Below are 25,993 nucleotides of genomic sequence, written 5' to 3' on the forward strand. Positions count from 1 at the left end.
CGAACCTAGTTGAACTTTCTGGGAATAAGCGGATGCAGACCTTCCGTTTCGGTCTACACTGGTCGCAAGCGGATGCGTCGCATCCGCTTCACCCCCTCCGCTCCAGGAGCGCCCGACGGCGCGTGCTCCGCCACCCCTCCACCTTCTCGAAGGAGGCTGCCGTGACGGCAGAACAGACCGTGCCGACCCCCACCGGGGCCGCACCCACGACTCCGGGCACCACGCCCGACAAGGCCAACCACCGCTGGATCGCCCTGGCGGTCATCGCCCTCGCGCAGCTGATGGTCGTGCTCGACGCGACCATCGTCAACATCGCCCTGCCCTCGGCCCAGGCGGACCTCGACTTCGGCACCGACCAGCGTCAGTGGATCGTGACCGCGTACTCGCTGGCGTTCGGCTCGCTGCTGCTCCTCGGCGGGCGACTCGGCGACCTCTTCGGCCGCAAGAACACCTTCATCATCGGGCTCGTCGGCTTCGCCGTCGCGTCCGTGCTCGGCGGTCTGGCCGACTCGTTCGGCCTGCTCGTCGCCGCCCGCGCGCTGCAGGGCGTCTTCGGTGCGCTGCTCGCACCGTCCGCGCTGGGCATGCTCACCACGACGTTCCGCGACCCGAAGGAGCGCGGTCGCGCGTTCGGCATCTTCGGGTCGATCGCGGGCTCCGGTGCGGCGATCGGCCTGCTCCTCGGCGGGGTGCTCACCGAGTACGCGTCGTGGCGCTGGTGCCTCTACGTGAACGTGGTCTTCGCGGTGCTCGGCGTGATCGGTGCCCTCGTGTTCATGGCGAAGCCGCCGAAGGTCGAGCGTCCGCGCATCGACGTCGCCGGTGTCGTCACGATCACGGCCGGCCTCGTCGGCGTCGTCTACGGCTTCTCCAACGCCGAGACCAACGGCTGGGACGCCCCGCTCACCATCGGCATGCTCGCCGCCGGCGTGGTGCTGATCGCGGCGTTCGTCTTCATCGAGACGCGCGTCGCCCACCCGCTGCTGCCGCTCCGGGTCGTCCTCGACCGTGACCGCGGTGGTTCGTTCATCGCCATCGGCCTCGTCGCGATCGGCATGTTCGGCATCTTCCTGTTCCTGACGTACTACCTCGAGCAGACCCTCGGGTTCAGCTCGCTGCAGACGGGCCTGGCGTTCCTGCCGATGCCGCTGTCGATCATGATCTCGGCGACGCAGATCGGTGGTCGACTGCTCCCCCGCGTCGGTCCGAAGGTGCTCATCTTCGCGGGTGGGCTCGTCGCGGCGACGGGGCTGCTGCTGCTCCTGCGCACCGACCTCGACAGCTCGTACGCGGGCACGGTCCTGCCGGCGCTCGTCGTGATCGGCCTCGGCATGGGCACGATCTTCTCGTCGGCGATGAACACCGCGACGACCGGGGTCGCCCGGGCCGATGCCGGTGTGGCCTCGGCGACGGTGAACACCATGCAGCAGATCGGCGGCTCGATCGGGACCGCGCTGCTCTCGACGATCTTCGCCGACGTCGTGGCGAACAGCCTCTCCGGGCTGACCGCGGCGCCGACGAAGCTCCAGCAGGCGCAAGCTGTGCTCGACGGCTACCACGTGGCGTTCGGCATCTCGGCGGGCGTGCTCGTGCTGGTCGCCCTCGCTGGTGGGCTGCTCATCAACCGCCAGTCGGTCCGGCTGGCGAAGCTCGAGCGCGCCGGCGCAGCGACGACCGGGAGCATCCCGACCGCCGCGCACTGACGCCCCGCTGCTCAACGCGGACGGCCCGCCCTGGTTCTCCGGGGTGGGCCGTCCGTGTGTGCTGGCAGGGGTTGGGGGTTGGGGGTTGGGGGTTGGGGGTGGCGGGTGGCGGGTGGTGGGTGGGGGCGCGGCGGGTGGTGGGTCGCGGGTGGCGGGTGGTGGGTCGCGGGTGGGCGGGTGGCGGGTGGGCCGACGCTGACGCTGACGCTGCTGACGCCGAGCGACATCGTCGACGTCGTACGACAGCGGCCTCGTCGCTCCTTGCACACGCGGGCAATCGTCGACCGGTGCAAGCGACATCATCGACGTCGTACGACAGCGGCCTCGTCGCTCCTTGCACACGCGGGCAATCGTCGACCGGTGCGAACGACATCGTCGACGTCGTACGACATCGGGCTCGTCGTTCGAGGTCCACACCCGGGCGGCCGCCGCACACCCGGGCGGCCGCCGCACACCCGGGCGGCCACCGCGCACCCGGGCGGCCACCGCACACCCGCCCCGGGTCGCACGCGATGTTCGACGACCCGCGCGTGGATCGACTCGCGGAACGTCGCACTCCCCGCGGGAACCACTCGCGCCAGGGCACGATCCGCGCCAGGATCGAGGGGTGACCGACCACGAGCAGGACCACCCCGTCGTCGTCTCGGTGAGCCGCGACACCGACCACCACTTCAGCAAGCCGGTCGTCGACGAGGTCGTGCTCGTCGCGGGCTGGGGCATCGAGGGCGACGCACACGCCGGCACCACCGTGCAGCATCGGTCGCGGGTCGCCCGGGACCCCTCGCAGCCGAACCTCCGCCAGGTGCACCTGCTGCACACGGAACTGTTCGACGAGGTCGCCGGCGCCGGGTACGCGGTCGCACCGGGCCAGATGGGCGAGAACGTCACCACCCGTGGGATCGACCTGCTGCGCCTGCCCACGGACACGCTCCTGCACCTCGGCGACGACGCGTGCGTGCGTGTGACGGGCCTCCGGAACCCGTGCCAGCAGATCAACGACTTCGAGCCCGGCCTCCTGCGTGCCGTCCTCGGTCGCGCCGACGACGGCTCCGTCGAGCGGAAGGGCGGCGTGATGGCCGTCGTGGTCACGGGCGGCGTCGTCCGACCGGGCGACCGCATCCGCGTCGAGGTCCCCGCGGGCCCGCCGGAGCCGCTCCAGCCCGTCTGACGACCCGCGACACGACCTCGTTGCGTCGTGTGTCCGTTTCCCTCGCACACGTCAGGGGTCCCGGTTATCGTGTGCGCCATGGCCCCCGTCCTGACCTCGCCGCTCGTGTCGACGCAGTGGCTCGCAGACCACCTCGGTGCTGACGAGCTCATCGTGCTCGACGCCTCGGTGCACACGGCCGGGACCGGATTCCAGACGACGTGGCAGACCGCACGGGACGCGTACGAGCAACGCGGGCACGTGCCCGGTGCGCGGTACGCCGACCTCGTCGAGGCGTTCTCCACGCCCGACGCCCCCGTGCCGTTCACCCGCCCGGACGCCGAGCGGTTCGAGTCCGCCGCCGGCGAGCTCGGCGTGACGAACGGCTCGACGGTCGTGGTCTACGACGACAGCGTCGGCGAGTGGTCGGCACGCCTGTGGTGGATCTTCCGCTCGTTCGGCTTCGACTCGGTCGCGGTGCTCGACGGCGGCTTCACGAAGTGGCGGGACGAAGGACGCCCGGTCCGCGTCGGCGCGCTCCGGACGGCTCCCGCCCCGACCTCGCGGACGGCCGAGGAACCCGCAGCGTTCCTCGCCGGCGAGGAACGCGCGCTCTGGGCCGACCACGACCGGGTCCTCCGCGCCGTCAGCGGCGACGAGCCCGCCACGCTCGTCCTCGCGGCGCCGGACGCCGCGCTCGGCACCGAGCACCCGCCGATCGTCCCCGGCAGCACGACGGTGTCGTTGGACGCCATCGTCGACCCGACGACGAACGCGTTCCTGCGGCGTCCCGCGCTCGAGCAGGCCTTCGCATCGGTGCTCGACGCCGACGAGATCGTCACATACTGCGGGGTCGGCAGCGCCGCGTGCGCCGATGCCCTCGCGCTCACGGTGCTCGGCCACGACAAGGTCCGGGTGTACGACGGGTCCCTGCTCGACTGGTGGCGCCGCGAACCCGAGGCGCTGGCCTCCTGACCCGGCGCCCGCGCCGCAGCCCCGCTGCCGCACGATCCGCGCGGCGCCCGCACCGCAGCCCCGCTGCCGCACGATCCGCGCGGCGCCCGCACCGCAGCCCCGCTGCCGCACGGTCCGCGCCCGCGCCCGCGCCGCAGCCCGGCTGCCACGCGGCCCGCCCGGACTACCGTTGACGCATGAGCACCAGACGCGCGGTCGTCCTCGGCGGTACCGGCGGGATCGGTTCGGCCGTCGCGCGTGAGCTCCTCGACGTCTCGGGGCGCGGCGGCGACGACTGGCAAGTGGACGTCGTCGCCCGCCGCGGTGGCCCGATGGCCGACATCCTCACGGCAGCGGGAGCGACGTTCGTCCCCGGTGACCGCCGGGACTCGACGGTGCTCCGCGACCTCCTCCGTCCGGGAGCCGACCTGCTGGTCGACACCGTCGGGCTGACCCGCGACGACGCCCGGCAGCTCGCACCCTTCCTCGACGACGTCGGCTCGACGGTCTTCGTCTCGTCGAAGGCCGTGTACGCCGACGAGCAGGGACGCCACGCGAACTCGGTCGACCGGCCGGTGTTCGGGGGTGCGGTGACCGAGCTGACGCCGACCGTCGCGGCGGGTGACGGCGACCCCACCGCGCGCGACGGCTACGGCGCGGCGAAGGTCGCCGCCGAACAGGTCCTGCTCGACCACGGCGCGCCCGTCACCGTGCTCCGCCCGTCGAAGGTCCACGGCGTCGGCATCGGACGACCCCGCGAGTGGTTCGTCGTCCGCCGCGCCCTCGACGGCCGGGAACGCATCCTGCTCGCCGACCACGGCCGCGGTGTCGACCACACCACCGCAGCGAGCGGCATCGCGTCGCTGGTGCGTCTCGTGGCGGACGCCCCCGACCGGCGCATCCTCAACGTGGCCGACGACACTGCCCCGAGCGTGCTCGAGATCGTCCGCACGATCGCGGGACACCTCGACCACGCCTTCGACGAGGTCCTGCTCGACGAAGGCGCCCCCGCGTTCGTCGGCACGACCCCGTGGTCGTCCCCGACGCCGTTCGTCCTCGACACGACGGCGGCACGGTCGCTCGGGTGGGAGCCGCCCGCGTTCGCGACGGCCGTCCGACCCGAGCTCGACTGGCTCGTCGAGACGGCCCACGCCGTCCCGGCGGACGGCGACGTCCCGTGGGCGGCCGACCCGTTCTGGGACCGGCTGTTCGACTACGGCCCCGAGGACGCCGCGCTCGCGTTGCTGTCCCTGAGCCACCGCGGCTGACCCGTGCCACGCTCCGAGGTCCTGTTCATCGGCGGACGCTCCGGGGTCGGCAAGACCACCGCGGCCGAGGCCCTGCACGACCTGCTCGTCGCCGCCGACGTCCGGCACGCCGTGATCGAGGGCGACTTCCTCGACCTCGCCCACCCGGCACCGCACGTCGAGCACCCCGAGGCCCGGCTCGCGGAACGGAACCTCGCCGCGATGTGGGCCGCCTACCGCGAGCTGGGTCACCACCGGCTGGTCTACACGAACACCGTGTCGGTGCTGGAACGGGACGCGTTGGCGCGGGCGATGGGCGACGACCCAGTCGTGACCGCGGTCCTGCTGCGCGCCGACGACGCGACCACGGCCGACCGCCTGCGCCGTCGGTCCGGTGGACACCTGCCCGAGGCGCAGCTGGCGCACAGCACGCGGACGGCCGGGAGGCTCGACGCGGCGGTCCGGGGCGACGTCACGTGGGTGGACACGGACTCCATGGCACCCGGTGACGTGGCCGTGCGGCTCGCGGCCCGCACCGGGTGGATCGACCTGCGGTCGCCTGTGGACGGACCAGATCCGTCCACAGATCGCGCCTGACGGCGCGGCACCCAGGCCGAGGGAGGCAGGCTGGACGCATGACCGACAACCGCCTCGGCTCCGCGATCAGCCCCTACCTCCTGCAGCACGCCGACAACCCGGTCGACTGGCGCGAGTGGGGTCCCGAAGCGTTCGCCGAAGCCCGCGAGCGGGACGTCCCCGTCCTCGTGTCCGTCGGCTACGCGACGTGCCACTGGTGCCACGTGATGGCCCGCGAGAGCTTCTCCGACCCGGGGATCGGCGAGCTGCTCCGGCAGGACTTCGTCGCGGTGAAGGTCGACCGCGAAGAACGCCCCGACGTGGACGCCAGCCTGATGGCGTCGGCGAGCGCGTTCACCGACCAGCTCGGATGGCCGCTGACGACGTTCCTCACGCCCGACGGGCACGTGTTCTTCGCGGGCACGTACTTCCCGCCGTCGCCGGTGGGGCAGGTACCGGCGTTCCGGCAGATCCTCGCCGCGGTGCTGGACGCGTGGACGGACCGCCGGCACGAGGTGGACGCGAACGCGAGCGCGATCGCCGCCGCGATCCGGCAGGGTGCCGAGGCGGACCGGACCGCCCCGGGTGGTGCGGTCGGTGGCGGGGGTGCGCCGCGCCTCCCGGCCGTCGACGAGATCCGGGCCGTCGTCGACCAACTGGCACGTGCTGAAGACACCACCTACGGCGGTTTCGGGGGTGCGCCGAAGTTCCCGAGCGCACCGTTGCTCGAGTTCCTGTCGGACGTCGCCGCCGACGGCGGTGAGCAGGCATCCGCGCTGCTCGACCGCTCCCTGCACGCGATCCGCACGACCGAGCTGACCGACGCGGACGGCGGGGTCTTCCGGTACGCGACCAGGCGCGACTGGTCGGTGCCGCACTACGAGCGGATGCTCTACGACAACGCCGGACTGCTCGCGGTCGCCGGGGCCGAACAGGCCCGGGGCATCGCCGACTTCCTGCGGGACACCCTCCGCCGGCCGGACGGCGCGTTCGTCGCGGCGCAGGACAGCGAGTCGACGATCGACGGCCGGCGGGTCGAGGGCGCGTGGTACCGACTGCCGCTCGACGAGCGTGGACGACTCGATCCCCCGCCGCTCGACGACCAGGTGCTCACGGGGTGGAACGGCCTTGCGATCCGCGGACTCGCGATCGCCGGGGCCCGCCACGGGGACGACGAGATGATCGCGCTCGCCCGGGGAGCAGGGGACGCGATCGTGGCCAGGCACCTCACGGACGGGCACGTGGCGGTACGGTCGAGCACCCCGCGTGGCACCTCGACCGCGGCGCCGACCATCGAGGACGTGGGGCTCCTCGCCGAGGGGCTCCTCGAACTCGCCCTCGTCACCGGTGCGGTGCACTACGCCGAGGTCGCCCGATCCCTGGTCGCCGACGGCCTCGCCGGTCGGTTCGACGCCGACCCGGTGCTCGCCGCTGCCGGTACCGTCACGGGCGAGCAGCCGCAGACCGCCGTGCGCTCCGGCACGGTGGCGCTCGCCGCGGCCGCCGCGACGCTGGCCGCGCTCACCGGTGACCAGTCCTTGCGGGCAGCGGCAGCCTCGCTCGTGGCCGACCGGGCCGTCACCGGGACGGAACGACCGCTCGGGCATTCCGACGCCCTCGGGGTCGCGCTCGCCCTGGGGCGTCCCTCGCGCGAGGTCGTCGTGGTGACGTCGGACCCGGACGACCCGATGCGATCGGCCGCGCTCGCGGCCAGGCGACCGGGGACGACGATCGCCCTCATGAACCCGACGCAGGCCCGGGCCTGGGCTGCCGCGGGCTTCGAGCTGCTCGCGGGCCGCGCCGACGACGACGGCGCGGCGTACGTCTGCCACGACCGGGTGTGTGCGCTCCCGGCGCACTCGGCGGACGCGCTGTCCGCGCAGCTCAGCGACGCGAGCCGCTGACGGGTATCCTGGAATGCTCATGTCGACCACGCTGCCCGTCATCACGTACCCGCCCGAACTGCCGGTGTCGCAGCGGCGGGACGACATCGCTGCCGCCATCCGCGACAACCAGGTCGTGATCGTCGCGGGCGCCACGGGGTCGGGCAAGACCACGCAACTGCCGAAGATCTGCCTCGAGCTCGGACGGACACACATCGGGCACACGCAGCCCCGACGGATCGCGGCCCGCACCATCGCCGAGCGTGTGTCGGAAGAACTCGGCGGCGAACTCGGCGGACTCGTCGGGTACCAGGTCCGCTTCACCGACAAGGTGTCCTCCGACACCCGGGTGAAGCTGATGACCGACGGCATCCTGCTCAACGAGATCCACTTCGACCGCGACCTCAAGCGGTACGACACGATCATCATCGACGAGGCGCACGAGCGGTCCCTCACGATCGACTTCCTGCTCGGCTACCTCAAGCGGCTCCTCCCCCGCCGCCCCGACCTCAAGCTCATCATCACGAGCGCGACGATCGACCCGGAGTCGTTCTCGCAGCACTTCGGCGGTGCGCCGATCATCGAGGTCTCCGGCCGCACGTACCCGGTCGAGATCCGGTACCGCCCGCTCGTCGCGGAGAACACCGACGACGCCGACGACGGAGGGGACGAGGACGACCCGCGGACGGACGACCACGGCAGCAGCGCCGACGACCGTGACACCATGCAGGGGATCACGGACGCACTCGACGAACTCGCTCGGGAAGACCCGGGCGACGTCCTGGTGTTCCTGTCCGGCGAGAACGAGATCCGCGACGCCCAGGACGCCATCGAGGGCAAGCACTACCCCGGCACCGAGGTCCTGCCCCTCTACGGCCGTCTGTCCGCCGCCGACCAGCACCGCGTCTTCGAGCGCCGCAGCACCCCGGGGATCCGCCGTCGGGTCGTCCTCGCCACGAACGTCGCCGAGACCTCCCTGACGGTCCCGGGCATCAAGTACGTCGTCGACACCGGCACCGCCCGCATCTCCCGCTACTCGCCACGCGCCAAGGTACAGCGGCTCCCGATCGAGGCGATCTCGCAGGCGAGCGCGAACCAGCGCTCCGGTCGCGCCGGCCGGACGAGTGCCGGCATCGCGATCCGGCTCTACTCCGAGGACGATTTCGACCGTCGTCCGGAGTACACCGACCCCGAGATCCTGCGGACGAACCTCGCCGCGGTGATCCTGCAGATGATCTCCCTCGGCTTCGGCGACATCGAGGCGTTCCCGTTCCTGCAGCCGCCGGACTCCCGGGGCGTCAAGGACGGCCTCGACCTGCTCCGCGAGCTGCGCGCCGTCGACGGCTCCGGCTCGATCACGAAGACCGGGCGGCAGCTCACCCGGCTCCCGATCGACCCGCGGCTCGGACGCATGGTGCTCGAAGCCGGTCGCCAGGGCGTCGGGCGCGAGGTCATCGCCGTCGTCAGCGCCCTGAGCATCCAGGACCCGCGCGAGCGTCCCCTCGAGAAGCGTGCGCAGGCCGATCAGCTGCACGCCCGGTTCGCCGACCCGACGAGCGACTTCCTGACCCTGCTGAACCTCTGGAACCACATCGAGGACAAGCAGGACGAGCTCTCGTCGAGCGCCTTCCGCCGCCTGTGCAAGGCCGAGTTCCTGAACTACCTCCGCATCCGCGAGTGGCAGGACCTGTACCGGCAGCTCTCGCGGGCGGCGAAGCAGGTCGACGTCCGCATCGGGCAGGCCCGGTCCGACGACGGCGACGCCGTGCACCGGTCGCTGCTCGCCGGGCTCCTCAGCCAGATCGGTCTGCGCGACCGCGAGAAGCGCGACTACCTCGGCTCGCGGAACACCCGGTTCGTGGTGTTCCCGGGCAGCGTGCTGGCGAAGAAGCAGCCGGACGCGGTGATGGCCGCCGAACTCGTCGAGACGAGCCGGCTCTTCGCCCGCACGGTCGGCCGGATCGACCCGGCCTGGGTCGAGCCCCTCGCCGGCGACCTCCTGAAGCGGACGTACGGCGAGCCCCACTGGGAGAAGAAGCAGGGCGCTGCCGTCGCGTACGAGCGCGTCACCCTGTTCGGCGTGCCGATCGTGCAGCGACGTCGGGTGCAGTACAAGCGCGTCGACCCCGAGCACTCGCGCGAGCTCTTCATCCGGCACGCCCTCGTCGAGGGCGAGTGGGACGCGCAGCAGGCGTTCGACCGCGACAACCGGAAGCTCCGCCGAGAACTGGAGCAGCTCGAGGAGCGCACCCGTCGCCGCGACATCCTCTTCGACGACGAGCGGGTCTTCGAGTTCTACGACGCCCGTGTGCCGGCCGACGTCGCCACCACGCGCGACTTCGAGGGCTGGTGGCGCCAGGCGCGGCGCGACCAGCCGGACCTGCTCACCATGCGCCGGTCTGACCTCCTCGACGAGGACGCTGCGGAAGCCGCACAGGACCAGCAGGAGTACCCGACCCAGTGGCGGAGCGGCGACCAGCGCCTTGCGATCAAGTACCGGTTCGAACCCGGCGCGCAAGACGACGGCGTGAGCGTGCAGGTGCCGCTCGCGTTGCTCCCCCGTATGCGCGAAGAGGGCTTCGACTGGCAGGTGCGCGGCCTCCGCAAGGAGCTCGTCACGGCGCTCATCAAGTCCCTGCCGAAGCAGATCCGGAAGAACGTCGTCCCCGCTGCAGACTGGGCCGAGAAGATCGTCGCCGAGCTTCCCGACGACGCCCCGACCGAGCCGACAGAGTCGTTCCGCGCCACCCTCGCCACGGCGATCCAGCGCATGACCTACGTGCCGGTTTCGGAGTCGGACTTCGACCTCTCGCGGGTCCCGGCACACCTCCTGCCGACGTGGGCGGTCGTCGACGAGCGCGGCCGTCGGGTCGAGGCCGGCAAGGACCTCTCGGCCCTCCAGACGAAGCTCAAGGACCGGACGCAGCAGAGCGTCGCCTCGGCGACGACGCGCGCCGCAGGGCGTCCAGGAGGCGCGGCTCGCGTCGCGTCCGCTGCCTCCGGTGGCGCCGTGGAGGGGTCGGGGCTCACCGCCTGGCCGTCCGACGACCTGCCGCAGGTGCTCGACACGAAGCAGGCGGGTGGCGTGATCCGCGCCTACCCGTCCCTCGTGGAGGAGGGCGACGGCCCGAAGGCGACGGTCGGCGTCCAGCTGCTCGCGACGCCGTCCGACCGGGCCGTGCGGATGCCCGCGGGTGTCCGGCGGCTCGTCATGCACGCCGTGCCCTCGCCGGTCTCCTACATCCAGTCCCACCTGACCGCGCAGGAGAAGCTCGCGCTCGCCGCCAGCCCGTACCCCTCCACCGCGGCGCTCTTCGACGACGTCCTCGCGGCGGTCGTCGACGCCGGGATCCGCAGGGCGCACCCCGACGGGCTGGTGTTCACCAAGGCCGACTTCGAGGCCGTGCGGGACACCGTGTCCGCGACGGTCGTCGACACCATGTTCACGGCCGTGTCCGAGGTCGCTGCCGTCCTCGCCGCGCACCGGGCCGCGGAACGATCGCTCAAGCAGGCCAACTCGATGTCGCTGCTGCCGGCGCTCACGGACATGCGGCAGCAGATGGAGCGACTCGTGTTCCCCGGGTTCGTCGCGGTCGCGGGGCTCGATCGGCTGCGGCGCATCCGGGTGTACCTGCAGGGTGTCGACACTCGCGTGCAGAAGCTGCTGCAGAACCCCGGGCGCGACGCCACCTGGATGCGCGAGGTCACCGTCGCGACCGACCGCTACCTCGACGCCGGGGGCACCTTCCCACCGGCCGCGGGGGCGCACCCGGAGCTCGTGCACGCCCGATGGATGCTCGAGGAGTTCCGGCTCAGTCTCTTCGCGCAGGAGCTCGGCACGGCCGAGACTGTCTCGCTGCAGCGCATCACGAAGGCCCTGGCCGCCACGCGCTGATCCCGCTAGCGTGTCGGCCATGATCGGCACGCTCGACGTCATCGTCCTCGACTGCGCGGACCCCCGTGCGCTCGCCCGCTTCTACGCCGAACTGCTCGGCGGCGAGATCGTGGGCTTCGACGAGGGATGGGCAGAGGTGGCCCTGCCCTTCACGGACCACCGACCGATCCTCGCGTTCCAGCGGGTGGCGGAGTACCGCGCGCCCGAGTGGCCCGGGCAGGACGTCCCCCAGCAGAGCCACCTCGACGTGAAGGTGGACGAACTGGACGCCGGCGAGACCGCAGTCCTGGCGATCGGCGCGACGGCGACCGGATCGGGCACCGACACGTTCCGCGTGTACCTCGATCCCGCCGGCCACCCGTTCTGCCTGATCCGCCCGAACGACTGAGGTCCCGTGACGGACATCCGCGCGGTCCTCTTCGACCTGGACGGCGTCATCCGGCACTTCCACCCGGAGCACGTCGAGGCGATCGAACACGCACACGACCTCGCCTCCGGGACGATCGAGGCGGTGGCGTTCGCTGCACCCCTGATCGACGAGGTGACGACCGGCCGGATCACCCGGGCCGAGTGGGTCCGGGTCGTCGGCGAGCGCATCGGCGACCCGGCGGCGGCCGAGGCCTGGGGTCGGCAGCCGTTCACCCCGGACGCCGAGGTCCTCGATCTCGTCGACGAGCTGCGTGCGGCGGGTTGCACGACCGCGGTCCTGACGAACGGCACCGACGGCGTCCCCGCCGAGGTGGCGACGTTCGGCCTGCACGACCGGGTCGACGCCGTGTTCAGCTCGCACGAGATCGGCTTCACGAAGCCCGACGTCCGAGCGTTCCGGCACGTGCTCGACGCGCTCGACCTCGACGGCCCAGAGGTGTTCTTCACCGACGACTCGGAACGGAAGCTCGGTGGTGCGATCGAGCTCGGCATGCCGGTGCACCACTTCGCCGGGGTCGACGGACTCCGGGCAGCGCTGCGCTCGAGCGGCATCGACGTCACCGACCGATCCGCCCACCGGGCCCGCATCGACCTGCTGGAGGAGGCGATCGACGGGTTCGAGGCCGTGCTCCGGTCGGGCGACCACAGTGCTGTGGTGCCATCGTGCCCGGGGTGGACGCTGACGGACCTCGCCGGGCACCTGACGGACGTCCACCGCTGGGCCCTCGGCCAGCTCACCGGAACCGAGCCGGACGCGCGGGACGGTCGGGACGGGCACGACGGGCGCGACGAACCGGGAGCGCCGCAGCCCGCCGACCTCGCCGACCGGTTCCGCGCGGGAGCGGACCGCCTCGTGGGCGCGCTCCGCGCGCGTCCCGCGGACGCCGCGTGCAGCGCGATCTACCCACCCGAGAACGCCGGGACGTGGGCGCGACGCCAGCTGCACGAGACGACGATCCACCTGTGGGACGCGCAGCAGGCGGTCGGGGGCGAGCCGCGCCTCCAGGCCGACACGGCGGCCGACGGCGTGCGCGAGGTGGTCGGCGACCTGTACCCGCGCCAGGTGCGGCTCGGCCGCGTCGAGCCGCTCGCCGCGACCGTGGTGTTCCGGTTCGCGGACGCCGATGCCGAGGCGGAGCTCGTCGGCACCGCCGGTGCCGCGCCGGCGGTCCGGTTGACCGGTCGGGCGGAGGACCTGCTGCTCGTCCTCTGGGGTCGGCGATCGTTGGACGCCGTCGACGTGCGGATCGACGGGGACCGCACGGCACTCGACCAGGCACTCGCGACGAAGCTGGTGCCGTGACCGAACTCCGACCCGTCGACCTCGACCGCTGGCCCCGCCGCGAACACTTCGCGCACTACCGCGACCGCGTGCCCTGCACGTGGGAGATGACCGTCGAGCTCGACGTGACGGACTTCGCCGAGACCGTCCGCGCGACCGACCGTCGGACGTACGCGTCGCAGATCTGGGCCATCGCGTCGGTCGTGAACCGGCACGCCGAGTTCCGCATGCAGCTGCAGGACGACGGTTCGCCAGCGGTCTGGGACGTCGTGCACCCCATGTTCACGGTGTTCCACGCCGACACCGAGACGTTCTCGGTCCTGACGGTCCCCTACGACGAGGACCCGGCCCGCTTCCACGAGGCGGCGGTCGCGACGATGGAGCGCTACCGGGACGACCACCGGATGTTCCCGCAGGAGGACCGCCCGCAGAACGTGTTCGACATCTCGACGCTGCCGGGGGCGTCCTTCACCGGGTTCGCCCTGCACGTGCGGGACGGATGGGACCACCTGCTGCCGATCTTCACGATCGGGCGGTACCGGTTCGTCGAGGGGCGCACCATCATGCCGCTCGCGATGCAGGTCAACCACGCGGTGACGGACGGCTTCCACGCGTCGCGGTTCGTGACCGAGCTGCAGACGGTGTTCGCCGAGGCCGGCTGGCTGCGCCGCTGACCGACGGGTCCGGGCCGCGCCCCGGGCCAGGCGCCCACTCGGGTCGGGTGCCCGCCCGGGTCAGGCGCGCTCGTCGATCGACCGTGCGCCGGGCACGGGCGGCGCCGGGTCGTCCGATGCCTCCGGGTCGTCCGCGCGCGCCCACTTCACGGTCCACCGCACGAGGGGCTGCACGCGCTCCCAGGCGTCCACGACGTCGGCCAGCGGGCTCGTGAGCGGCAGGTGCACCAGCGCGGCGTAGTGCTGCATGCGCAGGAGTCCGATCCGGGGGTGGTCCGCCGGGTACCCGCGCGGCGCGGTCTTCAGCGGCGGACCGGCGAGCTCGAAGCCGGCGTCGGTGAGCTCGTCGAGCACGCGCTGCAGGGCGGCGGCCGCCTGCGGGTGCTCGTCGATCGCGGTGCGGGCCGCGGTCAGCTGCGCGCGGGACGGCGTGTAGAGCCCGCCGCCGGCCTGGATCCCGTCGACCCCGGCGCTCAGGTAGACGCCACCCGCGGTGAGCCCGGTGTCCTCGCGGTAGGGGCGCTTGTCGGGCGTGAAGCGCAGGTCGCGGTGCTGGCGGAGGACACGGCCGGGTCCGTACCGCCGCTCGGCCTCGGCGAGCAGCGCCTCCATCGGCTCCTGCACGTGCCGCTGCCAGTCGTCGCGGTGGTCCTCGAACCACGCGGTGTCGTTGTGCGCTGCGAGGCCGCGGAAGAAGGTCGCGAGCGCCGGTCGGAAGGGCGTGTCGGTCACGGGTTCCTCCGGGTCTGGTCGGTCAGGTCCGCAGCTCGGTCCGCCGCGGTTTGAGTCGCTCGGGCGCGTCGGTCGCCGGCGTCCACTCGCAGGTGAACGTCCCGCGGTACCCGAACAGGAACCCGAAGACCCGATTGTGCACCTCCAGGTCGACGTGGAACGCCTGGTCGTCCTCCGACCACCACTCGTTGAGGGTCGCCCGACCGCTGAACAGCATCGGGAAGCGGAACGCGATCGGGCCCTCGTAGAAGCGCTGGGCGTCCGAGGTGAGCACGAGTCCGCCGCGGTCGTCGACGGCGAGGTCGAGGTCCACCGCGAGGTGCTGGTGCGACCCGAGGTAGTCGAGCACCCGGCCGTCCGCGAGGACCATCGTGGCGTCGAACCGCGCCGTCCGCCCGGGCTTGGTCGTGTAGGTCCGGACGAAGGTCACCGTCTCGCGGCCGTACCGGTCGCGGTACGGGTAGTTCTCGATCGTGAAGGGCACGTCGGTCCCGACGTCCGGCACGAGGATGTTCCGCAGCCGACCGATCTGCAGGAACGGCACGGTCCACCACGGTCCCCGACGGATCGACGTCATCACCCCGCGGCCGGTGCACGCCTCGGCCGCGTCGAGCCCCACACCGAACCGGCGACGCATCATCGGGTGCAGCCGCTGGAAGTCGGCGCCGAGCGCCTCCTCGAACACCGAACTCATCGATCCCCTCCCGGATCGGGCAGCGCCGCCAGCGTGACGGGCGCGTCGTGCAGCTGGTCGCCTCGACGAGAGCCGCCCGCGGGTGCGCGGCGGGTCCGGGAGGCGCGGGGCCGGTCCCGTCGCCACGGCTGCAGCACCGAGGTGAGCGGCCAGGCCTCCGGCTCGGCACCGCCCTCGACCCAGATCCGGAGGCGGTCGAAGCTCCACGCCGTCGCCCAACCCAGGAGGGGCCGGACCACCACGTCGAGGATCCCCCAGCCGGGGTCGTAGTCGTAGCCGGTGACGAAGCGGGTGCGCCCGTCATCGGTGGGCACGTACCGCCAGTAGCCCCGACCGGCACGGATCGGTGACAGCCGGTCGTCGGTGGCGAACCGCAGCGCCGAGGTCCTCGTGCCGTCCGCCCGTCGCCGCTCGCCGATGCTCACCCCGGTCCCGTGCACGTCGTGCACCGGGGTGCGCCGGACGTACGTGAAGCGGGCGGCGCCGTCCGCGTCCGCCGGCTCGGGGACGATCTCGGAGAACCGGACGTCCCACCGCACGTGCTGCACGGGGTCCTGCGTCGCCGCCCACACCCGGTCGACGTCGGCGTCGATGATCGTCTCGACGTAGATGCCACGCTTCCCCACAGGCCGAGCGTAGGGCACCGCTCACCCCGGGTGCGGGTCCGCCGCGTGAACCGTGACCGTTCCGGTTCACGATCCCCGGGTTCCGCGAACCGGAACGGTCACGGCCCGAGGAGGACACGACCTCTACGCTGGCTCCATGACGTCGCAGTCGGCACCCCGTCCACGCCGCACGATCGGACTCGTGGGCGCCGGCGGCATCGCGGTCGCCCACGTCCCCGGGCTGCTCCGCCTCGGTGACGTCGTCGTGCACTCGCAGGACGGCGCGCACGAACTCGCCGCGGCCTTCGCGGACGAGGCCGCGCGGGTCGGCAGCACGATCACCGTCGCCGACTCGCTCGACGAGCTGCTGGCGGCGGTCGACCTCGTCGACGTCGTCGTCCCGACGCCCGCCCACGCCGCCGTCGTCCGTCGGGCGCTCGCGGCCGGACGGCACGTCGTCTCCGAGAAGCCGCTGGCCCGCACGGACGCCGATGCCGAGGACCTCGTGGCGCGCGCGGCGGACGCGGGCCTCCACCTCTACCCGGCCCACGTCGTGCGCTGGTTCCCCGCCTACCGGCGGCTGCACGAGGCCGTCACCACGGGCCTCCTGGGCGACCTCGCCGTCCTGCGCTTCTCGCGCTCCGGCGCGTTCCCGACCCGGGTGGCGTGGTTCGGGGACCGGGCGCAGTCCGGCGGCATCGTGATGGACCAGATGATCCACGACCTCGACATCGCCCGCTGGGTGGCTGGTTCGGTCACGCGGGTGTCCGCGGTCACCGTCCGCGCGGGGGACGCCGAGCACCCGGTCGAGGCCGCGCACGTCCTGCTCACCCACGCGTCCGGCGCGATCAGCCACGTCGCCGGGCTCTGGGGCCCGCAGCACCTCGCCTTCAGCACCGAGTACTCCGTGACCGGCACGCTCGGCAGCCTGGCGCACTCGTCCCTCGCCGAGGAGGACACCCGCGCCGACCTCGCGACACCGACCGCGGTGGACGGGTTCCTGCCAGCGGTCGACCCCGCCGAGGACCCGTACGCCCTCGAGCTCGCCGACTTCGTCGCGGCGTCCGAGGGCGGACCGCTCCCCCGCGTCAGCGCTCGGGACGGTGCCGTCGCGGTGCGCATCGCCAACGCCGCCCTCGCGTCCATCGACTCCGGTCAGCCCGTGGAGGTGACGCTGTGACACTCCGCGTCGGTGTCCTGTCCTTCGCCCACACGCACGCGATCGGGTACCTGTCCGCGCTCGCCGCGATGCCCGACGTCGAGGTGCGCGGGACCGACCCCGGCGGCGTCTCGACCGGGGCGGCCCTCGGCGAACTCCGAGGCGCCGACCTCGCCGGAGCCCAGGGCGTCCGGTACGCCGAGTCGGTCGACGACCTGCTCGCGTGGGGCCCGGACGCCGTCGTCGTGACGAGCGAGAACGCCCGGCACCGGGAGTTCGTCGAACGCGCTGCCGCCGCGGGTGCGCACGTCCTCTGCGAGAAGCCGCTCGCGACCTCGTGGGAGGACGGCCTGGCCATCCGTGACGCCGTCCAGCGCGCCGGGGTGACGCTGATGACGGCCTACCCGGTGCGCTTCGCCTCGGCGTTCGACCGGTTGCGGGCCACGCACGCCTCCGGGGCACTCGGCACGGTCCTCTCGGTCCGCGGCGCGAACAACGGGATGCTCCCGCTCACCCGCGACTGGTTCACCGACCCGGCGTTGAGCGGTGGCGGCGCGATCGTCGACCACGTCGTGCACGTCGCCGACCTCGTCGACGGGCTGACCGGCGCGCGCCCGGTGTCCGTCACGGCGGTCGCGAACCGGGTGCTGCACGCGGGTCGTGCCCACGCCGAGACCGCCGGGCTCGTGACGATCACGTACGACACCGGGATGATCGCCGCGATCGACTGCTCGTGGAGCCGTCCGGACACGGCGCCGGCCTGGGGCGGGTTGACCCTGGACGTCGCCGGGACCGGCGGGACGGTCTCGGTCGACTTCTTCGGCGCTGCCGCCCGAGGACTCGACGCGGTCGGCGGACGACCGATCGAACTGCGGTACGGGGCGGACCACGACGTGCCGATGCTGCGGACGTTCCTGGGCGCCGTCCGGGCCGGTGTCCAGCCCCAGCCCGACGTCGAGGTCGGGCTGCGGACGCTGTCGATCGTCCTCGCGGCGCAGGAGTCGCTGCGGACCGGCAGGACGGTGCCCGTCCCGACGGCGTGACCGACGCGTCGCCGCGGCGACCCCACTGCGGAGGGGAGGCGCGTGGCGGCCCCGACCCGTGCCTCCAGGCCGGTACGCGGCCGGACGGGAGGCGCACGACCGGCCCGACCCACGCCTCCCGTCCGTCACCCGCCAGGCGGGGCATGCTGGTCGCATGACCTCCGCGCCGGACGCCAACTCGTTCGGGGCCGCTGCCGACGCCTACGAGCGCGGGCGCCCCGGGTACCCGGACGCGGCGGTCGACTGGCTCCTGCCGTCCGGCGCCCGACTCGTCGCCGACGTCGGTGCGGGCACCGGGAAGTTCACCAGGAGCCTCGTCGGACGCGCCGCCGAGGTCGTCGCGGTCGAACCCGACCGGGCCATGCGCGAGCGACTCACGGCCGTGCTGCCGGGCGTGCGGACGCTCGCGGGCAGCGGCGAGTCGATCCCCCTGCCCGACGGGAGCGCCGACGCCGTGACGTTCGCGCAGGCCTGGCACTGGGTCGACCCGGCGCAGGGTGCCCGCGAGGCAGCCCGGGTGCTCCGGCCCGGCGGTGTCCTCGGCCTGGTGTGGAACGTCCGCGACGAGACCCGACCGTGGGCCGCCCGGATCAGCGCGATCCTGGCCCAGCCCGAGTCGCGGGCGAGCGTCCAGAGCGCACCCGTCGTCGGCGCACCGTTCGACCCCGACGCCGTCGAGCACGAACGGTTCCCGTGGGTGCACGAGCAGGACCGCGCGGCGTTCCTCGACATGGTCGCCTCGCGCAGCTACGTCATCGTGCTCCCGCCCGACGAGCGCACCGCACTGCTCGACCGGGTGCGACGGGTGCTCGACGAGGACCCGGAGACCGCCGGCCGCGCGACGATCCCGGTCGGCTACACGACCTACGCGCACCGGTCCGTGCGGCCCTGACCCGTCCCCGCGCTACGCTCGTGCCGATGCGCGCGACCGTGCGGGACGTGGCTGCCCTCGCCGGGGTGTCGCCGAAGACCGTCTCCAACGTGATCAACGGCGGCGTCGTGGTGCGCCCGGAGACCCGGCAACGGGTCGAGCAGGCGCTCGCCGAGCTCGACTACGTGCCGAACCTGTCCGCCCGGGGCCTGCGCAACGGACGTTCCGGGGCGATCGCCCTGACGCTGCCCGAGATGTCCAGCGCCTACTCCGCCGAGCTCGCGCAGTGGTTCGTCGAACTCGCGCGGGACCGCGGCTGGACCGTGCAGCTCGACCAGACGGCCAACGACCCCGCCCGCGAGCGTGACCTCGTCTCGCGCGCCCGGGCGCACCTCGTCGACGGGCTGATCCTCAACCCGGTGTCGCTCAGCGCGAGCGTCCTCGCCTCCACCGAGGGCCTGCCCCCGACCGTCGTCATCGGCGAGGTCGAGCCCGAGCACGTCGACCAGGTGCACGTCGACAGCCGTGCCGCTGCCGAGCAGGTCACGTCGTACCTCGTCGGACGGGGGCACCGGCGGATCGCGATCGTCGGGGCCGCCCGCGCGGTCGAGGCCACCGCGACGAGCGAGCTGCGGGAGCGCGGGTACCTCGCCGGTCTCGCCGGAGCCGGGATCGCGGCCGACCCCGGGCTCCGCGTCCCGCTGGCCGCGTGGACGACGAGTGCGGCGGCGTCGGCGTTCGCGGCGTGGCTCGACGACCACCCGCTGCCCGACGCCGTGTTCGCCTTCACCGACTCGATCGCGTTCGGCGTGCTGCACGTCCTCGCGGCCCGCGGCGTGCGGGTCCCCGAGCAGGTGAGCGTCGTCGGGTTCGACGACGTCGACGGTGCCGCCTACGCGATCCCCGCCCTCACCACGGTGTCGTTCGACCGACGAGCGTTCGCGACCGCGGCGCTCGATCTCCTCACCCGGCGGATCGAGGACCGCGAGGCGCCGCCCGAGACCGTCGTGGTCCCGCACCGCATCGTCGAGCGCGCGAGCGTCAGTCCGCGCTGACCTCGGGGTCCGCCGCCGCCAGCACCGCAGCACGCGTTCGCGGGTCGCCGAGGATGCGGAAGTGCCCGCCGACCGGCACCCGCACGTTCGTCGCCCCGGCGAGCGCGCTGCCCTCGGGGATGAGCGTGTCGAACACGCCGTACACACTCGTGATCCGGGCGTTCGCGTCGAGCTCCCGTGCGAGGCCGGCGAGCACCGGGTCGCTCGACCGGAACGCACGGAGGTGCCGCACGGGCGCCAGGCGTGCGTACCCGGAGCCGGCGAAGGGCGTCGACACCGCGACCATGCGGTCGATCCGGCCGTGGTCGTCGAGCCGCGTCATCGCGTACTTCCCGATGAGTCCGCCCTTGCTGTGCGCGACGAGCAGGACGTCGTGCAGGTCGTGCGCCTCGAGGTACGCCAGCACCTCCGCCGCGGACTCCGGGACCGGGCGCAGGTTGTGCCGCAGCACCGGCAGCACGTGCACGGGGTGTCCGCGGTCGTGCAGGGCGTCCATGAGCGGGCGCATGAAGTGCCAGGTCTCGTAGACGCCCGGCACGACGACGACCTGTTGGCCGTCGCCGCTCCGGTAGTCGTCGGCGGTCGTCGGGCCGAGGCTCCGCACCTGCCAGCGGATCGCGTACCACCAGTCGAGGACGGCCCACCGGCAGCGGCGGAGCACGGTGACGCGGACAGGAGGCGCGGTGCGGTCCGTGCGCGGCCCATCCGTCCCCGACGTGGTCGCGTCGGTCATCGCGGGCCCTCGAGGGTCTGCACGCGGCGGAACTCCCCCACGAGCCGTGCGAACGCCACCGGCTGGCGCTCCTGCACGTGGTGCGGACCCGGCAGCTCGACGAACGCACCACGCGGGGCGGTCGCGGCGACCCGGGCGGACCAGTCGTGGCGCGCGATCGGGTCCTGGTCACCGCGGACGACGAGCACCGGCTGGGTGAGTTCGGCGACGGTGTCCTCGAGCCGGTAGCGGAGCATCTCTCGGAGCTCGGGCACGTACTGGCGCACGCTCCGCAGGTAGTCGGTCACGAGGACCGCGTTCATCCGGGTGCCCTCGACGAAGCCGTCCCGCCCGAGGTCGAGCGCCTGCGTGAGCAGTCGACGGCGACCAGCGGCGATGACCGGACCGACGAGCACGACCGACGCGACGGCGTCCGGGTGCCGACGCGCTGCCTCGACGACGACCTGCGTCCCCATGGACTGTCCGGCGAGCACGAGGTCGCCGGCCCCGCGGGAGCGCACGGCGCGGACGACGAGGTCCCCGAGCTCCGTCATCGTGAGGCTCCGGCCGGCTGCCGGGAGCCCGCCGAACCCCGGCAGGTCGACGCTGACGGTCCGGTGCGTCGCGGCGAGTGCCCGCTGCGACCGCGCGAAGGACCGGTGCGACATGCCGATGCCGTGCACGAGGACGACCGTCGGGGCGAGGACGTCGTGCACCCGGCCGGCCGGTGCCAGGGTGTGCAGGCGCACGGGGAGTCCGTCGATCCGGACGGTCTCGACTCTGGCGCGCACGGTGCGAGGCTACGCGGACCGTGCTGTGCACAGTGAGGCGTCAGCGTCGTCATCGCCCGCACATAGGCGACCGGTCTGTACTCGTCCTCATGACCGAGCGCACCCCCGTGAACCCCGAGTCCCGCGAGTTCCGCGACGACATGGACCCCGCAGCCCACCAGCACACCACGCCGTACCCCGCCAGCCCGGCCGGCTGGGGGGCGGCACCGACGTCGACCGCGACGCTCGACGAAACCCCGTCCCCGTCGGGCCTGTACGCCCCCGCGCCGGCGGCCGATCCGTCGCCCGCCCCCGCTGCTGCCGCCGACGGCCAGTGGGCCGGGGAACCGCCGTACGTGACGCCGGCCCCGCCCGCCGGTTCGTGGGCTCCGGTCGCTCAGGGTGCCCAGAACGGTGCGACGCCCTGGTACGGCGCCGCAGCGACCAGCCGCCGGAAGCGCGGCCTCGGCGCGAACGGCCCGCGACCGCCGTGGTTCTGGCAGGTGCTCGCCGTCGGGGTCGGTCTCGCGGCGCTGCTCGTCGGCGGCGGGATCGGCTTCGCGATCGGGCACGCGATCGGTGGCGGCTCGAGCCAGTCGACGACCCAGGTGCCCGGGACGAACGGCGGCACGAACCAGTTCCCCGGGGGCGGCACCGGGCAGTTCCCCGGGAACGGTTCGCAGGGCGGCACCGGGACGCAGGGCGGGACCGGGACGCAGGGCGGGACCGGGACGCAGGGCGGGACCGGCACCGGCACCGGATCGGGCACGAGCGGTTCCGGGTCGAACAGCTGACGGCTACGCTCCGAGCATGCGCAAGGTCACCGCGGGACTGTTCACCTCGGTCGACGGCGTCGTGCAGGACCCGTACACGTTCCAGTACGACAGCTTCGACGACGAGCTCGGCGCGGGCATGGGCGCGTTCATGGCCCGGACCGACACCGTCATCCTCGGCAGGAACAGCTACCTCGAGTGGGCCGAGTGGTGGCCCGCCCACCCCGACGACCCCTTCGGGCAGTGGATCAACCCGATCGAGAAGTACGTGGCCTCGACCACGCTCGACGACGACCTGGCGTGGGAGAACAGCACGCGGATCGACGGCGACCTCGACGCGTTCGTCCGTGCGCTCAAGGAACGGGACGGTGCCGACATCGCCGTGTGCGGGAGCGTCACCGTCGTCCGGCACCTGCTGTTCGCCGGGCTCCTCGACGAGCTGCAGCTGATGGTGCACCCGGCGATCGCGGGGTCCGGACGCACGCTCTTCGAACCGACCGACCCGGCCACGCGCCTGCGGTTGGTCCAGAACACCGTGACGAGCAAGGGCAACGTCGTGAGCACCTACGCGAGGCTCGACGCCTGACGGCGGTGAGCCGTCCCTCCAGGCCCCCGTCGAACGACCGTCCGAACCGCGCGTACCCTCGGTGGTGACCATCTCACCATCCGAGGAAGCCGGAGTCAGCATGCCCCAGGACACCCGCCCGCACGTCGTCATCGTCGGCGGTGGATTCGCCGGTGTCGCGGCCATGCGCGAGCTCGCCGACGCACCGGTGCGGGTCACCCTGGTCGACCGCCACGTCTACAACATGTTCCAGCCGCTCATGTACCAGGTGGCGACGGGCGGGCTGAACGCGGGCGACGTGACGTACTTCCTCCGGAGCCTCCGCGCGAAGCAGAGCAACGCCGAGTTCCGGCACGGGCTGCTGACCGGCATCGACCCGGTCGAGCGCATCGCCGAGATGTCCGACGGCGAGCACCTGCACTACGACTGGCTGATCCTCGCGAACGGCGTGAACACGAGCTACTTCGGCACGCCCGGAGCGTACGAGTACGCGTACTCGATGTACTCCCGCTCGCAGGCGCTCCGGATCCGCGACGAGCTGTTCACCCGCCTCGAGGAAGCCGCCGCCAACCAGGGCCCCGACGAGATCAAGATCGTCATCGTGGGCGGTGGCGCGACCGGCGTGGAGATGGCCGGCGCGCTCGCCGAACTCCGCGACCAGGCCCTCGTCGGCGCGTACCCGGAGATCGAGCGGGGCAACATCTCGATCACCCTGGTGCACCGCAGCGGCGAGCTCCTGAAGCCCTTCGCCCCGCGGCTGCGTCGGTACGCGGCCAAGGTCCTCCGCAAGCGCGGTGTGGTCCTGCGCCTGAACACCGGCGTCTCCGAGGTGAAGCCCGACGGGGTGATGACGGCAGAGGGTGAGTTCATCCCGGCGTCGCAGGTCATCTGGGCGACCGGCGTCGCGGCCCACAAGGAGGTCTCCGGCTGGGGCATGCCGCAGACCCACGGCGGGCGCATCCAGGTGAACGACGACCTCAGCGTCAAGGGCGTCGAGCGGATCTTCTCCGCTGGCGACATCGCCGCGCAGGACGACGCCCTCGCGCAGCTCGCCCAGCCGGCACTGCAGGGCGGCCGGCACTCGGCGCGGCAGATCGTGCGGCTCATGGCGGGCAAGCCGACCGAGCACTTCAAGTACTTCGACAAGGGCACCATGGCGACGATCGGGACGAACGCCGCCGTGGCGCAGCTCCGCGGCGGCATCACGATGGTCGGCCCGGTCGCCTGGCTTGCATGGGTCGCCGTGCACATCGCGTCGCTGCTCGGCAACGGCAACCGGCTGTCGACGCTGTCGCACTTCTTCGTGCGGTACCTGTGGTTCATGCGGAAGCGGGCGATCCCGATCGTCGGCGACGTGCGGCCCGTGCGGCCGAACGGCGACCGCGAGCCCGAGCCGTGGCAGATGCAGAAGGCGGAGTAGGCGGGGGCGCGCGGGGCCCGGGGTGCGTCCGCTCGTGTGAGGGGGCCGTCTCGGTACGACATCGTCGACGTCGTACGACAGCGACTTCGTCGCTCCTCGCGGCGGGTGACATGACGCGCGTGCACAGAACGACAAGACCGACGTCGTACGACGTCGGTCTTGTCGTTCTGGGTCAGCGGCGCGCGGCGTCCCCGGCGTAGGCGCCCGCGGCGATGTCCTCGAGCAGCCCCGGCCCGACGGGCTCCCAGCCGAGGAGCTCGCGCGTCGCCTCGGACGTCGCCGACATCTCCATGCCGAAGAACCGCCCGATGAACCCGAAGTGCGACAGCGCGTCCTGCGGGTCGATCGAGGTCACCGGCAGCCCGAGGCTCTCGCCGATGGCCTCGGCGATCGCCCGGGTCGGGATCGCGGTCTCGGCGACGGCGTGCAGGCGCGTGCCGGCCGGAGCCTGTTCGAGCCCGAGCCGGACGAGCCGGGCGGCGTCCGTGACGTGCACGGCCGCCCAGCTGTTGGTGCCGTCACCGACGTAGCCGGACTCGCCCCGCTCCTGGGCGGCGGCGACGATCGCGGCGATGAACCCGTGGTCGCCGGTGCCGTGCGTGGTCGGGCTGAACCGGGCAGCGATCGTCCGCACGCCCTGCTCGACGAAGTCGAACCCGCGGTTCTCGCTGCCGCCGCGCATGCTGTCGGCGCCGACGAAGGGGCTCGGGTCCGCCTCGGTCGAGGGGCGGCCCTGCGCGAGCCCGGCGACCCCGGACGCGACGACGAACGGACGGTCGGTGCCGACGAGCGCCTGCCCGATGGTCTCGACCGCGGCCCGCTCGCTGGCGTTCGTGGCCGCCGCGTTCGCCCAGTCGTGCTTGTTGGCGAGGTGCAGGACGCCCTCGGCCTCGGACGCGCCGCGCCGGATGGCGTCGAGGTCGTCGAGGTCGCCACGGACGACGGCGACGCCCTTGGCCTCGAGCGCGGCGGCCGACGAGTCGGAGCGTGCGAGGCCGGTGACGGTGTGCCCGGCGGCGAGGAGCTCGTCGACGGTGTGGGAGCCGATCCATCCGGAGGCCCCGGTGACGAACACGTGCATGTGCTTTCCCTTCACAGGTGTCCACGGCGCTGATGTCATGAACTGACATCACCGTAGCACTCGATGTCAGCCACTGTCATCAGTAGACTGCGGACATGGCCCGATGGCAACCCGGAACCCGCGAACGACTGCAGGCGACCGCACTGCAGCTCTTCGCCGAGCGGGGCTACGACGACACCACGGTCGCCGAGATCGCCGCCGCGGCCGAGGTCACCGAACGCACCTTCTTCCGGCACTTCACCGACAAGCGCGAGGTGCTGTTCGCCGGGCAGGACGACTTCCTCGGCATGTTCACGACCCCGATCGAGACCGCACTGGCGGACGCGGCACCGTTCGACCTCGTCCGGCTCGCGCTCGCAGCCAGCAGCGCGTTCTTCCCCGACGACCGCCGCCCGTGGTCGCGCGCGCGACAGGGCATCATCGACGGCAACCCGGCACTCGGCGAACGGGAGCTCGGCAAGCTCGCCACCCTGAAGGTCCGGCTGGGAGAGGTGCTGCGCGACCGCGGCATCCCGGAACCGGCCGCCACGATGGCCGCCGAGACCGCGGTGACCGTGTTCCACCTGTCCTTCGCCCAGTGGATCGCGCCGGACGAGGAGCGGTCGTTCGCCGCGATCGTCGACGAGCGCCTCGACGCCCTGACGGAGCTGGTGCACCCCGTTCGTTGAGACGGCTCTTACGTGGCGCGAGCATGATGTAACGATCCGGTCACGACCCCACGGT

General features: G+C 72.9%; 24 protein-coding genes. 18 read left to right on the forward strand and 6 right to left on the reverse strand.

Translation table 11 applies throughout. The features are described 5' to 3' along the window. The first annotated feature begins 161 nt into the window (after positions 1-161). From ACIQUC_RS13230 to ACIQUC_RS13275, 10 genes are all read left to right on the forward strand, one after another. Positions 162-1,703, forward strand: coding sequence for an MFS transporter (locus tag ACIQUC_RS13230; protein WP_402267650.1), 1,542 nt, complete (start codon positions 162-164; stop codon positions 1,701-1,703). Positions 1,704-2,310: 607 nt separating this feature from the next. Continuing rightward, on the forward strand, positions 2,311-2,871 hold the full coding sequence (locus ACIQUC_RS13235; RefSeq protein WP_402267652.1) for an MOSC domain-containing protein: 561 nt from the start codon (positions 2,311-2,313) through the stop codon (positions 2,869-2,871). Positions 2,872-2,949: 78 nt separating this feature from the next. After that, positions 2,950-3,825 carry a sulfurtransferase gene (locus tag ACIQUC_RS13240; protein ID WP_402267655.1) on the forward strand — a complete coding sequence of 292 codons (876 nt, stop codon included), beginning with the start codon at positions 2,950-2,952 and terminating at the stop codon, positions 3,823-3,825. Positions 3,826-4,001: 176 nt separating this feature from the next. Next, positions 4,002-5,072: an NAD-dependent epimerase/dehydratase family protein gene (locus ACIQUC_RS13245; protein ID WP_402267658.1), complete on the forward strand. Its 1,071-nt coding sequence runs from the start codon at positions 4,002-4,004 to the stop codon at positions 5,070-5,072. Positions 5,073-5,075: 3 nt separating this feature from the next. Further along, positions 5,076-5,648: an AAA family ATPase gene (locus ACIQUC_RS13250; RefSeq protein WP_402267660.1), complete on the forward strand. Its 573-nt coding sequence runs from the start codon at positions 5,076-5,078 to the stop codon at positions 5,646-5,648. Between the two features lie 38 nt (positions 5,649-5,686). Then, positions 5,687-7,531 (forward strand): thioredoxin domain-containing protein, encoded by a 1,845-nt coding sequence (locus ACIQUC_RS13255; RefSeq protein ID WP_402267663.1) that lies wholly within the window; start codon positions 5,687-5,689, stop codon positions 7,529-7,531. A gap of 19 nt (positions 7,532-7,550) precedes the next feature. Further along, positions 7,551-11,405 (forward strand): ATP-dependent RNA helicase HrpA, encoded by a 3,855-nt coding sequence (gene hrpA / locus ACIQUC_RS13260; protein WP_402267666.1) that lies wholly within the window; start codon positions 7,551-7,553, stop codon positions 11,403-11,405. Between the two features lie 19 nt (positions 11,406-11,424). Next, positions 11,425-11,793: a VOC family protein gene (locus ACIQUC_RS13265; protein WP_402267668.1), complete on the forward strand. Its 369-nt coding sequence runs from the start codon at positions 11,425-11,427 to the stop codon at positions 11,791-11,793. Positions 11,794-11,799: 6 nt separating this feature from the next. Then, positions 11,800-13,137, forward strand: coding sequence for an HAD-IA family hydrolase (locus tag ACIQUC_RS13270; protein WP_402267671.1), 1,338 nt, complete (start codon positions 11,800-11,802; stop codon positions 13,135-13,137). Continuing rightward, positions 13,134-13,790: a CatA-like O-acetyltransferase gene (locus ACIQUC_RS13275; protein ID WP_402267673.1), complete on the forward strand. Its 657-nt coding sequence runs from the start codon at positions 13,134-13,136 to the stop codon at positions 13,788-13,790. The genes ACIQUC_RS13270 and ACIQUC_RS13275 overlap by 4 nt, the downstream gene beginning before the upstream one ends. Before the next feature lie 60 nt (positions 13,791-13,850). Here the strand turns inward: ACIQUC_RS13275 and ACIQUC_RS13280 are convergent, their stop codons facing one another. Genes ACIQUC_RS13280 through ACIQUC_RS13290 form a run of 3 tightly spaced genes read right to left on the reverse strand, consistent with a single transcriptional unit; the run spans position 13,851 to position 15,842 of the window. Further along, complete coding sequence (locus ACIQUC_RS13280; protein ID WP_402267676.1) at positions 13,851-14,522, reverse strand: DUF2461 domain-containing protein; 672 nt, start codon at positions 14,520-14,522, stop codon at positions 13,851-13,853. 22 nt (positions 14,523-14,544) lie between these two features. Next, a complete protein-coding gene (locus ACIQUC_RS13285; RefSeq protein ID WP_022906054.1) occupies positions 14,545-15,216 on the reverse strand; it encodes a DUF4166 domain-containing protein in 672 nt (223 codons plus the stop codon). Then, entirely contained in the window at positions 15,213-15,842 is a 630-nt protein-coding gene (locus tag ACIQUC_RS13290) for an SRPBCC family protein (protein ID WP_402267679.1), read from the reverse strand. Before ACIQUC_RS13290 ends, ACIQUC_RS13285 begins: the two co-directional genes overlap by 4 nt. 136 nt (positions 15,843-15,978) lie before the next feature. Here ACIQUC_RS13290 and ACIQUC_RS13295 point away from each other — a divergent pair, with 136 nt between their 5' ends. The 4 genes from ACIQUC_RS13295 (at position 15,979) to ACIQUC_RS13310 (ending at position 19,949) form a co-directional block, all read left to right on the forward strand. Then, a complete protein-coding gene (locus tag ACIQUC_RS13295; protein ID WP_402267682.1) occupies positions 15,979-17,001 on the forward strand; it encodes a Gfo/Idh/MocA family protein in 1,023 nt (340 codons plus the stop codon). Further along, a complete protein-coding gene (locus ACIQUC_RS13300) occupies positions 16,998-18,023 on the forward strand; it encodes a Gfo/Idh/MocA family protein (protein WP_402267685.1) in 1,026 nt (341 codons plus the stop codon). The genes ACIQUC_RS13295 and ACIQUC_RS13300 overlap by 4 nt, the downstream gene beginning before the upstream one ends. 154 nt (positions 18,024-18,177) lie before the next feature. Next, entirely contained in the window at positions 18,178-18,915 is a 738-nt protein-coding gene (locus ACIQUC_RS13305) for a class I SAM-dependent methyltransferase (protein ID WP_402267688.1), read from the forward strand. A 26-nt stretch (positions 18,916-18,941) separates the two neighbouring features. Then, entirely contained in the window at positions 18,942-19,949 is a 1,008-nt protein-coding gene (locus tag ACIQUC_RS13310) for a LacI family DNA-binding transcriptional regulator (RefSeq protein ID WP_022906049.1), read from the forward strand. Here the strand turns inward: ACIQUC_RS13310 and ACIQUC_RS13315 are convergent. Further along, positions 19,936-20,682 carry an esterase/lipase family protein gene (locus ACIQUC_RS13315; RefSeq protein ID WP_402267692.1) on the reverse strand — a complete coding sequence of 249 codons (747 nt, stop codon included), beginning with the start codon at positions 20,680-20,682 and terminating at the stop codon, positions 19,936-19,938. The genes ACIQUC_RS13310 and ACIQUC_RS13315 overlap by 14 nt on opposite strands. Next, the gene (locus ACIQUC_RS13320; RefSeq protein WP_402267695.1) at positions 20,679-21,452 is read right to left on the reverse strand and encodes an alpha/beta fold hydrolase; all 774 of its coding nucleotides are present in this window, start codon (positions 21,450-21,452) and stop codon (positions 20,679-20,681) included. The genes ACIQUC_RS13315 and ACIQUC_RS13320 overlap by 4 nt, the downstream gene beginning before the upstream one ends. Positions 21,453-21,541: 89 nt before the next feature. On the opposite strand from ACIQUC_RS13320, the gene ACIQUC_RS13325 reads away from it, so the two are divergent. The 3 genes from ACIQUC_RS13325 to ACIQUC_RS13335 all read left to right on the forward strand — a co-directional run bounded on the left by ACIQUC_RS13325 (position 21,542) and on the right by ACIQUC_RS13335 (position 24,189). Next, the gene (locus tag ACIQUC_RS13325; RefSeq protein ID WP_402267698.1) at positions 21,542-22,225 is read left to right on the forward strand and encodes a hypothetical protein; all 684 of its coding nucleotides are present in this window, start codon (positions 21,542-21,544) and stop codon (positions 22,223-22,225) included. A gap of 16 nt (positions 22,226-22,241) precedes the next feature. Beyond that, positions 22,242-22,790, forward strand: coding sequence for a dihydrofolate reductase family protein (locus ACIQUC_RS13330; protein WP_402267700.1), 549 nt, complete (start codon positions 22,242-22,244; stop codon positions 22,788-22,790). Between the two features lie 64 nt (positions 22,791-22,854). Next, the gene (locus ACIQUC_RS13335) at positions 22,855-24,189 is read left to right on the forward strand and encodes an NAD(P)/FAD-dependent oxidoreductase (protein WP_402267703.1); all 1,335 of its coding nucleotides are present in this window, start codon (positions 22,855-22,857) and stop codon (positions 24,187-24,189) included. Between the two features lie 172 nt (positions 24,190-24,361). Here ACIQUC_RS13335 and ACIQUC_RS13340 read toward each other — a convergent pair whose 3' ends face one another. Next, positions 24,362-25,270 (reverse strand): SDR family oxidoreductase, encoded by a 909-nt coding sequence (locus tag ACIQUC_RS13340; protein WP_402267706.1) that lies wholly within the window; start codon positions 25,268-25,270, stop codon positions 24,362-24,364. A gap of 95 nt (positions 25,271-25,365) precedes the next feature. On the opposite strand from ACIQUC_RS13340, the gene ACIQUC_RS13345 reads away from it, so the two are divergent. Next, a complete protein-coding gene (locus tag ACIQUC_RS13345; RefSeq protein WP_402267709.1) occupies positions 25,366-25,938 on the forward strand; it encodes a TetR/AcrR family transcriptional regulator in 573 nt (190 codons plus the stop codon). Positions 25,939-25,993: the final 55 nt, after the last annotated feature.

Source organism: Curtobacterium sp. NPDC098951, assembly GCF_044759965.1.
Taxonomy (GTDB): Bacteria; Actinomycetota; Actinomycetes; order Actinomycetales; family Microbacteriaceae; genus Curtobacterium.

Coding starts and splice junctions, on each gene's coding strand:
- ACIQUC_RS13240 (WP_402267655.1), top strand. CDS start 2,950: ATGGCCCCCGTCCTGACCTCGCCGCTCGTGTCGACGCAGTGGCTCGCA.
- ACIQUC_RS13315 (WP_402267692.1), bottom strand. CDS start 20,682: ATGACCGACGCGACCACGTCGGGGACGGATGGGCCGCGCACGGACCGC.
- ACIQUC_RS13265 (WP_402267668.1), top strand. CDS start 11,425: ATGATCGGCACGCTCGACGTCATCGTCCTCGACTGCGCGGACCCCCGT.
- ACIQUC_RS13305 (WP_402267688.1), top strand. CDS start 18,178: ATGACCTCCGCGCCGGACGCCAACTCGTTCGGGGCCGCTGCCGACGCC.
- ACIQUC_RS13345 (WP_402267709.1), top strand. CDS start 25,366: ATGGCCCGATGGCAACCCGGAACCCGCGAACGACTGCAGGCGACCGCA.
- ACIQUC_RS13340 (WP_402267706.1), bottom strand. CDS start 25,270: ATGCACGTGTTCGTCACCGGGGCCTCCGGATGGATCGGCTCCCACACC.
- ACIQUC_RS13245 (WP_402267658.1), top strand. CDS start 4,002: ATGAGCACCAGACGCGCGGTCGTCCTCGGCGGTACCGGCGGGATCGGT.
- ACIQUC_RS13310 (WP_022906049.1), top strand. CDS start 18,942: ATGCGCGCGACCGTGCGGGACGTGGCTGCCCTCGCCGGGGTGTCGCCG.
- ACIQUC_RS13255 (WP_402267663.1), top strand. CDS start 5,687: ATGACCGACAACCGCCTCGGCTCCGCGATCAGCCCCTACCTCCTGCAG.
- ACIQUC_RS13330 (WP_402267700.1), top strand. CDS start 22,242: ATGCGCAAGGTCACCGCGGGACTGTTCACCTCGGTCGACGGCGTCGTG.
- ACIQUC_RS13295 (WP_402267682.1), top strand. CDS start 15,979: ATGACGTCGCAGTCGGCACCCCGTCCACGCCGCACGATCGGACTCGTG.
- hrpA (WP_402267666.1), top strand. CDS start 7,551: ATGTCGACCACGCTGCCCGTCATCACGTACCCGCCCGAACTGCCGGTG.
- ACIQUC_RS13285 (WP_022906054.1), bottom strand. CDS start 15,216: ATGAGTTCGGTGTTCGAGGAGGCGCTCGGCGCCGACTTCCAGCGGCTG.
- ACIQUC_RS13325 (WP_402267698.1), top strand. CDS start 21,542: ATGACCGAGCGCACCCCCGTGAACCCCGAGTCCCGCGAGTTCCGCGAC.